The 12,340-nt window shown below is 73.8% G+C and carries 7 protein-coding genes; all 7 read right to left on the reverse strand.

From position 1 onward, the window contains the following. Positions 1-87: 87 nt before the first annotated feature. The 7 genes from ACIOJE_RS30630 to ACIOJE_RS30660 all read right to left on the reverse strand — a co-directional run bounded on the left by ACIOJE_RS30630 (position 88) and on the right by ACIOJE_RS30660 (position 12,331). On the reverse strand, positions 88-1,509 hold the full coding sequence (locus ACIOJE_RS30630; RefSeq protein ID WP_280684673.1) for a PLP-dependent aminotransferase family protein: 1,422 nt from the start codon (positions 1,507-1,509) through the stop codon (positions 88-90). A 33-nt stretch (positions 1,510-1,542) separates the two neighbouring features. Further along, the gene (locus ACIOJE_RS30635; RefSeq protein ID WP_400780650.1) at positions 1,543-3,219 is read right to left on the reverse strand and encodes a 2-isopropylmalate synthase; all 1,677 of its coding nucleotides are present in this window, start codon (positions 3,217-3,219) and stop codon (positions 1,543-1,545) included. A 46-nt stretch (positions 3,220-3,265) separates the two neighbouring features. Further along, positions 3,266-3,760 (reverse strand): flavin reductase family protein, encoded by a 495-nt coding sequence (locus tag ACIOJE_RS30640; protein WP_280684675.1) that lies wholly within the window; start codon positions 3,758-3,760, stop codon positions 3,266-3,268. Between the two features lie 5 nt (positions 3,761-3,765). Beyond that, positions 3,766-5,028: a cation:proton antiporter gene (locus tag ACIOJE_RS30645; protein ID WP_280684676.1), complete on the reverse strand. Its 1,263-nt coding sequence runs from the start codon at positions 5,026-5,028 to the stop codon at positions 3,766-3,768. Between the two features lie 29 nt (positions 5,029-5,057). Then, a complete protein-coding gene (locus ACIOJE_RS30650) occupies positions 5,058-6,602 on the reverse strand; it encodes a tryptophan 7-halogenase (RefSeq protein ID WP_280684677.1) in 1,545 nt (514 codons plus the stop codon). 250 nt (positions 6,603-6,852) lie between these two features. Continuing rightward, positions 6,853-7,623, reverse strand: coding sequence for a thioesterase II family protein (locus ACIOJE_RS30655; RefSeq protein WP_400780655.1), 771 nt, complete (start codon positions 7,621-7,623; stop codon positions 6,853-6,855). A 52-nt stretch (positions 7,624-7,675) separates the two neighbouring features. Next, positions 7,676-12,331 carry an amino acid adenylation domain-containing protein gene (locus ACIOJE_RS30660; protein ID WP_400780657.1) on the reverse strand — a complete coding sequence of 1,552 codons (4,656 nt, stop codon included), beginning with the start codon at positions 12,329-12,331 and terminating at the stop codon, positions 7,676-7,678. Positions 12,332-12,340: the final 9 nt, after the last annotated feature.

The raw sequence follows: 12,340 nt of genomic DNA on the forward strand, positions 1-12,340 counted from the left end.
CGTGTCCTCACTTTCCGGTGTCTCTCGAACCACTCCGACCACTCCGCCGCGCTCCGTCCGGGGCCGCGCTCCGTCCGGGACCGCGGCTCAGGCGCTGCGCAGGCAGCCGTCCGCCGCCGACTCGGCGTAGGCCTCCCCCAGTTCGCGCACCGCCTCGGCGACGCCGCTGCGGGGCACCCCGGCGTAGCCCACCACCAGGGCCGGCCCGGACTGCCAGGACCGGTGGTGGTACGAGCGGGCGCCGCGCACCAGCACCGAGCGGCGCAGCGCCCGGGCCACCAGCGCGGCCTCGTCCACCCGGTGCGGGAGCTGGACGTAGGCGTGCAGGCCGGCGAAGGCGCCGATGATCCGGGCCCCGGGCAGCCGGCGGCGGACGGCCTCGTGGAAGACCTCGCGGCGGGCCCGCAGCCGTTCGCGCTGGCGCCGCAGGTGCCGGTCGAGCTCGCCGCTGTCCAGCACCTCGGCGAACGCGTGCTGGGTGAACACGTCGCAGCCGAGGTCCCGTTGGGCGCGGACCTCCTCCAGCCGGCGGCGCAGCCGGGGCGGGGCGACCAGCCAGCCCAGCCGCATCCCCGGAGCCAGCGACTTGCTCGCGGTGCCCGCGTAGAGCACCCGGGACGGGGCCAGCCGCTGCAGTGCGGTGGGCCGGCGGCCGTGGTCCAGCCAGAGGTCGCCGTCGTAGTCGTCCTCGATGATCCAGCCGTCGACGTCCTCCGCCCAGCGGACCAGGGCGGCCCGCCGCTCGGCGCTGAGGACGGCCCCGGTGGGGAACTGGTGGGCGGGGGTGACCAGCACCGCGCGGGCGCCGGTGCGGGCCAGCGCGGCCACGTCGATGCCGTGCTCGTCGACCGGCACGGAGGGGCAGTCCAGGCCCGACTCGACGATGAACTGGCGCTGTTGCGGGTGGCACGGGTCCTCGACCGCGAGCGCGGTGAGGCCGGTGCGCGGCAGCGTGGCGCAGACCAGGCCGAGCGTCTGGGCGAAGCCGGAGACCACCATGACGTGCTCGGGGGTGGTGTGCACGCCGCGCGCCCGCCCGAGGTAGCGGGCGAGTTCGCCGCGCAGTGCCGGGACCCCGGACACCGGCGGGTAGCCGAGGTCGCGCGGGCCGAGCCGGCGCACGGCCCGCTGGTAGGCGGCCAGCCACTCGCGCTGCGGGAAGGCGGAGGCGTCGGCGCCGCCGGCCCGCAGGTCCCAGCGGACCACCGGGGCGGGGCGGGCGTCGCTGAGCAGGGTCGGCATCCGGGTGCCCCGGTCCAGGTGGGTGGCGACCCGGGTGCCCGACCCCCGGGTCGCCTCCAGGTAGCCGCCGGCGACGAGCTGCCCGTAGGCCTCGACGACGACGCTGCGGGAGACCCGCAGGTCCTCGGCGAGCTGACGGCTGGACGGCAGCCGGGTGCCGGGGTGCAGCGCCCCCTCGGCGATCTCCCGCTTGATGCCGTCCCGGATCTGGGCGGTCAGCGGGAGCACGTCCTCCCGCGCCACGTCGATCAAGGTGTTCCAGGGCATGCTTGGCTCCTCCTCCCCCGCCCCCGGCTCGTGCTAGGACAGTCCGGTCGGCTCGGCGTCCAGCAGCGCCCGCAGGCACGCGGCGCGGACGGCCCGGCCGACGGCCTCGCCCTCCTCGTCGGCGATGCCGACCCCCCAGTACGAGCGGGAGTCCACGACGACTTCGAGGGCGGCGGTGACGGCGTCCAGCGGTGCGCCGGCCCGGGCCACGGCGAGGCCCTGGACGACGGCGTCGAGCCCGTAGCCGGCCACCGCCCCGGCGGCCGCCCCGGGCGTCGCCACGAGTGGCTCCGCCTCCGGCAGGCCGGGCGCGACCTCGGTGCCCAGCGCCACGTACCGCTCGACGAAGTGCTCCCACAGCTGCTCGCCGGTGATCTCGCCGCCGAGCTCCTCGCAGACCGCCTGCATCTCGGCGGCGAAGTCGATCTGGAGCCGGCGCGGCAGTTCGATGCCGTGCTCGGTGCGCAGCAGGTGGGCGATGCCGCCCTTGCCGGACTGGGTGTTGATCCGGATCAACGCCTGGTAGTCGCGGCCGATGTCGCGCGGGTCGATGGGCAGGTACGGCACGTCCCAGACGTCCTGGCCGGACTCCTCGCGGGCGCGCAGGCCCTTGGCGATGGCGTCCTGGTGGGAGCCGGCGAAGGAGGTGTAGACGAAGTCGCCGGCCCACGGGTGGCGGGCGTGGACGGGCAGTTGGTTGCAGCTCTCGACGATCCGGCGGATGCCGTCGATGTCGCGCAGGTCCAGCATCGGGTCGACGCCCTGGGAGAACAGGTTCATGGCCAGGGTGACCAGGCAGACGTTGCCGGAGCGCTCGCCGTTGCCGAAGAGGGTGCCCTCGACCCGGTCGGCCCCGGCGAGGACCGCGAGTTCGGCGGCGGCGACGCCGCTGCCGCGGTCGTTGTGCGGGTGCACGCCGAGGATGGTGCGCTCGCGGTGCAGCAGGTTGCGGTGGGTGTACTCGATCCGGTCGGCGAACTCCTGCGGCGGGAACACCTCGACGGTGGAGGGCAGGTTGATCCGCAGCGTGTGCGCGGCCCGCGGGGCCCAGAAGTCGAGGACGGCGTTGCAGAGTTCGAGCGCGTAGTCCGGCTCGGTCTGGGTGTAGGACTCCGGCGCGTACTGCAGGTAGATCTCCGTGCCGGGGATCGAGTCCTGGAGCTTGAGGGCCTGTTCGGCGCCGTCGAGCGCCATGGCGGTGGTCTGCCGGCGGTCCTTGCGGAAGACCAGGCGGCGCTGGACCTCCGAGGTGGGGTGGAAGATCTGCAGGACGGCACGCGGCACGCCCTCCAGGGCCTTGACGGTGCGTTCGATGAAGTCGCCGCGGATCGGCGTCATGACCTGGACGACGACGTCGTCCGGGATCGCGTCGGCGTCCACGAGGTGGCGCAGGAAGGCGTGGTCGTCCTGGGAGGCGGTGGGGAAGCCGACCTCGATCTCCTTGAACCCCATGTCGACCAGCAGGTCGAACATCCGCCGCTTGCGGGCGATGTCCATCGGGTCCGTCAGGGCCTGGTTGCCGTCGCGCAGGTCGACGCTGCACCACAGCGGGGCCTGTTCCGCGCGGCGGCCCGGCCAGCCGCGGTCGGGCAGGCCGACCGCCTCGTAGGGCCGGTACTTCCGGACCGGCATCGCGCTGTGGCGCTGGATGCCCTGGTCGCGGGCGGGTATGCCCTGCGGTGTGTCCGCGTCAGTGGGTTGAGCGGTCATCTCTCCTCCGCAACGGTGGTCTGGGGGGGCTTGTGGGGACGCTCGGTCAGGCGGGCCAGGTGCTGAACTGTCTCCTCCCGTAGAGCAGCGGCGGTGCGTCGCTGAGCTCGGTGATCCGGACGACCTCGCCGAAGACCATCCGCTGGCCGCCGACCGGGACCACCTGGCCGACCCGGCAGTCGGCCACCGCGTGGGCGTCGCGGACCAGGTGGGGTCCGCCGGCGCCGGGGGGCAGCCGCCAGGTGGTGGTGTCGAACCGGTCCGGGTCACCGGAGGCGAACAGTTCGGCGGTGCCGCGGCCGTCGGCGTGCAGCAGGTTCACCGCGAACGCGCCGCTCTGCAGCACGGCCTTCAGGGTCGGGCTCTCCGCCCGCATGCCGACCAGCAGCGTGGGCGGCTCGACGGTGACGCTGCACAGTGCGGAGCAGGTCATGCCCCAGGGCCGGGCCGTGTCGTCCAGCGAGGTGACGATGGAGACGCCGCTCGGGAAGCCGGCCATGAAGGTCCGGAAGTCGGAGGGGGTTGAGGTGACGAGTTCCACGTGATTCACCGCTCGACTGGGTAGGGGACCGGCGACGCGGTCCGGGGCGCGTCCGCGTCCGCCGTGCGCCGGTCGATGACCCACAGCAGCGGGCCGCTGAGCACCGTCGTGAACAGGGCCATCACGACGAGGGCGAGGAAGAGCGCCGGGGTGAGGATCCCGGCCTGGTAGCCCGTCTGGAGGACGGCGAGCTCGGTCAGGCCGCGGGCGTTGAGGAACACCGCGATCCGCATGCACTCCACCCGGGGCCGGCCGGCCGCCCGCGCGCCGAAGTAGCTGCCGACCAGCTTGCCGAAGATCGCGAGCACGACCGACAGGACGACGGCCTGCCAGGAGAACACGCTGAGCGGCGCCGAGGCGAGGCCCATGCCGGTCACCGTGAACAGCAGCGGCAGCACGAACCGGCCCCAGCCGCCGACGGTGTTGGCGGCCCTGGTCCAGGGCCCGGTCCCGCTGTCGCCCGGGAGGGCGAGTGCGACCAGGACGGCCCCGAGCACGTCGGTCAGGCCCAGCCGCGAGGTGGTCAGGGCGGCGGCCACCGCCGCGGCGGTGGTCAGCCCGATCGGCACCGCCACCGGGATCCGCTCGGCCCAGGCCCGGGGCCCGGGGAGGCCGCCGGCCCGGCGGATCGCCCACGCGCCCAGCAGGCCGACGACGAACACCAGGTACGGGGTGATCTTCCCGCCACCGTGCGAGAGGCCGACCGCGATCGCCAGCAGCGACCAGGTGACGGCGTCGATGGAGACCGCGACCGCCATGCAGAGCCGGCCGATCGCGGTGTTGAGCATGCCGCGGTCGTCCAGGATGCCGGCCAGCACCGGGACGGCGGTGACGGCCAGGGCGATCGCCAGCATCAGGACCAGCACCCCGGCCGGTGCGCCGCCGCGCAGGGCCGGGGAGCCGTCGGCCAGGACCCACGCGGCGAACGCCACGCCGCAGCCGAGCGGCAGCAGCAGCGAACCGGTGGCGGTCAGGGCGATGGTCCGCCCGCCGAGCCGGCTGCCGCCGGCCCGGATCTCGTGGACGGCGCCCACCAGGAAGAGCGCGAGGCCGAGGTGGCCCGCCTTCTCCAGGACGGCCCCGCCGTCCATGGTGGCCGGCTTCCAGTGCCACTGGCTCGCCAGCAGCGCACCGAGCAGGAGGCAGGCCATGATCTCGCCGACGATCTCAGGCTGTCGCAGCAGCTTGGCCAGGCGGCGTCCGAGCAGTGCCACGGGGACGAGCAGAGCGAGCGTCACCGCGGCCGGTACGTACGGAAGACTGTCCATGGTGCCTCCTTTCTCGGGGCGCGGACGGGTCAGTGCATCTGGGCGAGGTACTCGTACTGGCTGGGCAGGCGCTTCAGGAGCTCGGCCGACTGGTCGCTCAGCAGCTGGAACTCCTTCTCCGCGCGGGTGGAGTCCTGCAGGGCGAGCGCGGGCGGGGCCTTGAGCTCGATGCCGCCGAGACCGAGCAGCATGGCCAGGTAGGAGTAGGACTCGAACCCGTGGAAGTGCGGGAAGATGGTGGCCTCCGTCGGCGGCTTGGCCTTCCACAGCTCGATCCGCTCGGCCAGGCCGTCGGGCATCACCCGGGTCTTGGCGTCCCGCCAGTAGGCGTTGTCCTCGCGGGCCGCGGCCTTGTAGTGCAGGACGAGGAACTCCCGTACGCCGTCGATGGTGTTGCCGACGATGCGGTTGTAGGAGCGGCGCAGCCCCGGGTCCCAGGTGGCGTCCGGGAAGTGCTTGACCAGCTCCTCGATGCCCTGCTGGATGAAGAAGATGCCGGTCGACTCCAGGGGCTCGACGAAGCCGCTGGACAGGCCGATCGCGACGCAGTTGTTGACCCAGGCGTTGCGGGTGCGGCCGATCCGCATCTTGATGTGGTTGGCCTCCAGGCCCTCCGCATCCGGGCCGATCTGGGCGCGCAGCGTGGCCTCGGCCTGCTCGGGCGTCGTGTACTCGTCGGAGTAGACGTAGCCGGTGCCGATGCGGCCGAACAGCGGGATGGTCCAGATCCAGCCGGCGTCCGAGGCGGTGGCGGTGGTGCACGGGCGCAGGCCGCGCTTCTCCATGTCGACCGGGACGCGCAGCGCCACCGCGCGGTTGTTGGGCAGGGTGTCCTGGAAGGAGGTGAACGGCTCCTCCAGGGTCTGGTTGATCAGCAGGCCGCGGAAGCCGGTGCAGTCGAGGAACAGGTCGCCCTCGATCAGGCCGTGCTCCTTGGTGCGGACGCCGCTGATCCAGCCGCGCTCGTCCTGGACGACCTCGACGACGTCGTCCTCGATGTGCTTGGCGCCGCGCTCGGTGGCGTACTCGGAGAGGAAGTCGGCCAGCAGCGAGGCGTCGAACTGGTAGGCGTACGGGAACTGGGTGTCCTGCTCGGTGAGGGTGTCGCGCTCGGCCGAGTCGCCGCCCTCCTTGAAGTCCTGCTCGAAGAGGGTGCCGTCGAGGTAGCGCGGGGACTTCTCGGCGTCGCAGATCGCGGCCATCAGGAACACGTCCTGGTCGAAGCGGTCGCCGGAGCGGCTGTTCAGCCACCAGTCGGTGAGCGGGAGGCCGTCGACGACCCGGAGACGCTCGAAGGGGTGGTAGAAGTAGTGGCCCTTGCGCCGCCAGTTCTCGAATCGGATGCCCAGCTTGTAGGTGGCATTGCACTTGGGCATCCAGACGTGCTCCGGCAGGCCCAGGTAGTTGAAGAAATGCCGGACGGTACTGAAGGTCGCCTCACCGACCCCGATGGACTTGATTCGCTTGGATTCCACCAGCGTGACGGAAATGCGATCGCCGAATGCGGCGCGCAGGTACGAGGCGGCCATCCAACCGGATGTCCCACCACCGACGATGACGACGTTGCCCAGCATTCCTGACCCTCTCAGCGGTCGTTCAACCCGGAGGACCGGGCTGTCCCATGGCTCGAAATCCTCCGACAGCGGCGCCATCGGAAACAGGCTTTTAAGTCTCAGCGGAAACACGCACTCCAGCGCCGCCCGGGCCTTCGCCGAGAGTTTTCCGACATGCCGAACAGCTGGCACCCGATGGTCGGGGATGCCAACTGTTCGGCGGAAGTCGCCGGAATTCGGCGGGGTGGCGCGGGCCCGGACGGGCCGGCGCTCAGTCCCCGTCCAGCAGGTAGTCGTGCAGCAGCGAGATCACCCGGGCCCGCTGCGCGGTCAGGTAGAAGTGCCCGCCGGGCAGCACGTGGAAGGCGAACTCCTTGCCGGCCAGCGCCTCCCAGCCCCGGGCCCGCTCGACGCTCACCGTGACGTCGGAGTCCCCGGTGAACACCACGACCCCGCAGTCCACCGGGCGCAGCGCGGTGGGCCGGTAGGAGTCGATCAGCAGGTAGTCGTTGCGCAGGATCGGCAGGACCATCTCCCGGATGTCCGGGTCGTCGAAGATCGACATCTGGGTCCCGCCGTGGCCCGCGACGGTGGCGAGCAGGTCGTCGTCGCCGCGCGGCCGGGCGGGCGCCCGCCCGGCCGCCGCGTCACCGGTTCCGCTCGGCGCCTGCGGCGGCGGGTACCCGGAGAGCACCAGCCGGGCCACCGGGAGGCCGTGCGCGTGCAGCGACTGCACGGTCTCGTACGCGAGCAGCGCACCCATGCTGTGGCCGAAGACGACCGTCTCGACGCCGGGGCGGTCGGTCTCCAGCAGCGCCTGCGTCAGCTCGGCCACCAGGGTCTCGGCGTCGTCGACGAAGGGGTCCTCGATCCGCTCCTCCCGCCCCGGGTACTGGACGAGTTGGAGCTCGACGGCCGCCGAGAGGTGGTTGGCCCAGGGCCGGTAGAAGCCGGCGCTGCCGCCGGCGTGCGGCAGGCAGACCAGCCGCCGGGTCGCCTCCGGGCGCGGCCGGGGGATCACCAGCCAGGGTTGGTCGTTCACTCGGTCCCTTTCTGCCGTCGGCCCCGCGGGGCCGGGTTACCGGTGCGGCCGGTCATCCGCAGGCCCGGATGATCGCCCGCAGGGCCTCGTGCACGCCCTGGAGCAGGGCGGTGACGGCCGCGTCGTCGAACCGGCCGCCCGCGTGCACGCAGGACAGCTCCATCCGGCCGCCCTCGACCGCGGCGGCGACGTCCAGCTCGTAGGTCCGGGTCTCGGCCGGCTCGTGGTCGCCGCCGCCGTGGTCCAGGTGACGCAGGACCAGCCGGTCCCCCTCGGGCAGCTGGTTGTCCCACTGGCCGAGGTAGTTGAAGCCGATCCGGGCCCTGGGGGCGGGGACCCGCAGGTCCTCCCGGGCGGCGGCGTCCGCCGCCAGCCGCAGCACGCCGTGGCCGATGCCGCGGCGCGGCACGGCGCGCAGCCGGCGCTTGGCCGTCCGGACGGCGGCGGGCGGCGCGAGGTCCGCGGGCACGTCGAGCAGGACGGGGTAGATCGTGGTGAACCAGCCGACGGTGCGGGACAGGTCGACGCCGTCCAGGATCTCCTCGCGGCCGTGCCCCTCCAGGTCGATCACGGTGCCGCCGTCGCCCGCGTGGCCCTGGGCCGCGAGCGCCTGGGCGAGGGCGGTCAGCAGCACCTCGTGGACCTGTGCGCGCAGCGCGCCGGGCACCCGGCGCAGCAGCGCCTCCGTCTCGTCCACGGTCAGGGTGCGCCGCACGGTGCGGCGGTCGCCGAACCGGCCGGTGTCGACGGGCTCCCCGGCGGACTTCCCGGCGGACTGCTCGACGGCTGCGGGCAGCGCCCGCCAGTGCGCGAGCTCGTCGTCGAAGCCGCCGGCCAGGGCGTGCTCGCGCAGCCGGCGCGACCACTGGCCGAAGGAGGTGGAGCGCGGGGCGAACCGGACGGGCCGGCCGGCCGTCAGATCGGCGTAGGCGGAGCGCAGGTCGTCCAGCAGGATGCGCCAGGAGACGCCGTCCACCACCAGGTGGTGCGCGGTGAGGAACAGCCGGGCCGGGCGGTCCGGTCCGAGGTCGGCCAGGACGGCGCGCAGCAGCGGCCCGTCGGCCAGCCGCAGGCCCCGCTGGGCCTGCCGGAACGCCTCGGTGAGCCGCTCCTCGACGTCGTCCCCGGCACCGGCGAGGTCGAGCAGCCGGAAGTCCCAGCACCCGTCGGCCTGTTCCGCCACCTCCTGGGACCAGACCCCGGCGCCGTCGCGGGTGTAGCGGGCGCGCAGCATGTCGTGCTGCGCGACCAGCGCGGCCAGGGCCGTGCGCAGGGCCTCGACGTCGGTGCCCGGGACGAGTTCGAACAGCAGGGACTGGTTGAAGTGGTCCGGGTTGACGGTGTGGTGCTCGAAGAACCACTGCTGCACGGCGGTCAGCGGGACGGGCCCGGTGCGGTACGGGTCCTCCTCGGCCGGCCCGGCGTCGCCCGTCCCGGCGACCTTGGCGAGCGCGGCGACGGTCTTGTGCTGGAAGAGGTCCCGGGCGGTGAAGTGCAGGCCCTCCTGGCGGGCCCGGGCGACCACCTGGGTGGAGAGGATGGAGTCGCCGCCGAGCAGGAAGAAGTCGTCCTCGGCGCCGACGTCCTCGACGCCCAGCACCGAGCGGAACACCGCGGCCAGCGCGGTCTCCACCGGGCCGTCCGGCGGGGTGACGACGCGGGCCAGCGCCTCCCGGGCGTCCGGCAGGGCGCCCCGGTCGACCTTCCCGTTGGTGGTGAGCGGCATCCGGTCCATCGGGATCAGCGCGGCCGGCACCATGAAGGCGGGCAGTTCCTCGGTCAGCTCCGCGCGGACCGCGCGGACCGCCTCGCCCTGGTCGTGGCCGGGCGCGGCGACCAGGTAGCCGACGAGCTGCTTGCCGCGGTCGCTCTCGCGCACCACCACGGCGGCCTGCTCGATGGCGGGGTGGCGCTGCATGGCCGCCTCGATCTCGCCGGGCTCGACCCGGAAGCCGCGGATCTTGACCTGGTCGTCGGCGCGGCCGCGGAAGTCGATCCGCCCGTCCGGCAGCCAGGCGGCCAGGTCGCCGGTGCGGTAGAGCCGCGCCTTGGGGTCGTCGTCGAAGGGGTGCGGGACGAACCGCTGGCGGGTCAGTTCCGGGCGGCCCAGGTAGCCCTGGGCGACGCCGCGGCCGCCGAGGTGGATCTCGCCGGTGACGGCGGCCGGCACCGGGTTGCCGTGCGGGTCCAGCAGGTAGACCTCGGTGTTGGGCAGCGGCCGCCCGATCGACAGCCGGGTGCCGCCCTCCTCGGCCCGGACCTCGAACATGGTGGCGCCGACGGTGTTCTCGGTCGGGCCGTAGCCGTTGATGAAGCGGTGCACCCGCGACCACTTGCGGGCCAGGACGACCGGGCAGCGGTCGCCGACGGCGAGCACCACCGAGCCGGCGGGCAGCGCCTCGGGCTCGACCGCCGCCAGCGCCGCGGGCGGCAGCCCGAGAACGGTGGGCCGGCCGGCCGCCATGGTGCGCAGCTGCTCGCTGCCGAGCGCCTCGGACTCGTTCGCCGGGATGGCGAGGACGGCGCCGGAGACCAGGGCCAGGAAGGTCTCCCAGACCGCGCCGTCGAAGCTGGGCGAGGAGAGCTGGCACACCGTGTTGTCGGGACCGGTGCCGACGATCAGCCGCGAGGCGTTGATCATGTTGGTCAGGCCGCCGTGGCCCAGCAGCACGCCCTTGGGCGTCCCGGTGGAGCCGGAGGTGTAGACGATGTACGCGAGCGCGTCCGGCGCCACCGGCAGGCCCTCGGGCACCGCTCCGGTGTGCGCGTCGAGCTGCGGGCGCAGGTCCTCCAGGACCAGCGGCTCGGCCGCGGAGGCGGCGGAGTCGGCCGATCCGGCGAAGTCGGCGGCCAGCGAGCGCTGGGTGAACACGAACCGGGCGCCGGTCTCGCTCAGCATCAGCTCCCGGCGGGCGGCCGGGAAGCGCGGGTTCAGCGGCAGGAAGGCGGCGCCGGCCTTGAGCACCGCGAGGGTGGCGGCCACCTGGGCGGGGCCGCGCTCGCAGCAGATGCCGACGACGTCCCCGGGGCGGGTGCCGCGCTCGCGCAGCACCTGGGCCAACAGCCCGGACAGGCGGTCGAGTTCGGCGTAGCTGAGCTGCTCCTCGCCGCGCACCACCGCGAGCTGGTCCGGACGTTCGGCGGCCCGCTTGGCCACCAGCAGGTGCACCGGGTCCTGCTCGGGGAAGGCCACCGGGTTGCGGGCCCAGTCGACGGTGAGCCGGTGGTGCTCCTTCGGGTTGAGCAGGTCGAGCCGGCCCAGCTCCTGGTCGGGGTCGGCGGCGATCGAGCCGAGCAGGGTGGTCAGGTGGCCGGCGAAGCGGCGCACCGTCTCCTCGTCGTACAGGTCGGTGCTGTACTCCAGCGCCGACCAGAGGCTGCCGTCGGGGCGCTCCTCGAAGGCCACCACGAGGTCGAAGCCGGTGCTCGCCTGCGGCAGGGCGAGCTGCTCCATGGTCAGCCCCGGCAGATCGAGCACAGCCTCGGGGGCGTTCTGCAGGACGATCAGCACCTGGGCGAGCGGCATCCGGCTGGGGTCGCGCTCGGGCTGGACGGCGTCCACCACCCGCTCGAACGGGACCTCCGCGTGGTCGAAGCCGGCCAGCACGGTGTCGCGGACCTGCCCGAGGAACTCCCGGAAGCCGAGGCCCGGTTCGATCCGGGCGCGCAGCACCAGCGTGTTGAGGAACAGCCCGACCAGGTCCGCCAGTTCGGGCTCGTCGCGGCCGGCCACCGGGGTGCCGACGGCGACGTCCTCCTGCCGGGAGAGCCGGGCGAGCAGCAGCTGGGTCGCCGCGGTGAGCGTCATGAACAGCGTGGCCGCGGCGGACTCGGTGAGCTCGCGCAGCCCGGCGACGGTCTCGGCCGGGACGCTGAACTCGTGGAAGGCGCCCGCCCCGGTGGGCACGGCGGGGCGCTGCCGGTCGGTCGGCAGCTCCAGGACGGGGACGCCGTCGAGCTGCTTGCGCCAGTAGTCGAGCTGCTCGTCGAGCCGCCCGTCGGAGAGCCGCTCGCGCTGCCACACCGAGTAGTCCGCGTACTGCGGCCCCGGGGCGGGCAGGTCCGCCTCGCGCCCCTGCAGCGCGGCCGCGTAGGACTGGCCGAGCTCGCGGGTGACGATCGACAGCGACCAGCCGTCGTGCGCGATGTGGTGGATGCTCAGGACCAGCACGTGCTCGCGCTCGGAGAGCCGCACGAGGAGGGTCCGCAGCACCGGGCCGGTCCGCAGGTCGAAGGGCCGGGCGGCCTCCTCGCGGACCAGCCGCAGCAGTTCGTCCTCGCGGTCCTCGGCCGTCCCGCCGCCGGCCTCCACGACCGGCAGCGGGATGTCCACGCTCGGGTGCGGGATCTGCACCGGGACGCCGTCCACCTGGTCGTAGGTGGTGCGCAGCGCCTCGTGCCGACCGACGACGGCGGCCAGCGCGCGGTGCAGCGCCGCGTGGTCGAGCTCGCCGCGCAGCCGCAGCGCGAAGGAGGAGTTGTAGCCGACCGCCTGCGGGTCGAACTCGTACAGGAACCACATCCGCTGCTGGGCGAAGGACATCGGCAGCGGGCGGCCGCGGTCGACCGGGCGCAGCGCGGTGCTCGCGGCGGCCGCCGGGGCGGGCGCCTCGGCGCCCGCCAGCCGGTCCCGCAGCAGGGCCCGCAGGTGCTCGGGCAGGGCCGCTATGCGGTCCTGGCGGGACGTGGACGTCTGGACTTCACTCATGTCGGTTGC

Source organism: Kitasatospora sp. NPDC087861 (assembly GCF_044742585.1).
In the GTDB taxonomy this organism is placed as follows: Bacteria; Actinomycetota; Actinomycetes; order Streptomycetales; family Streptomycetaceae; genus Kitasatospora.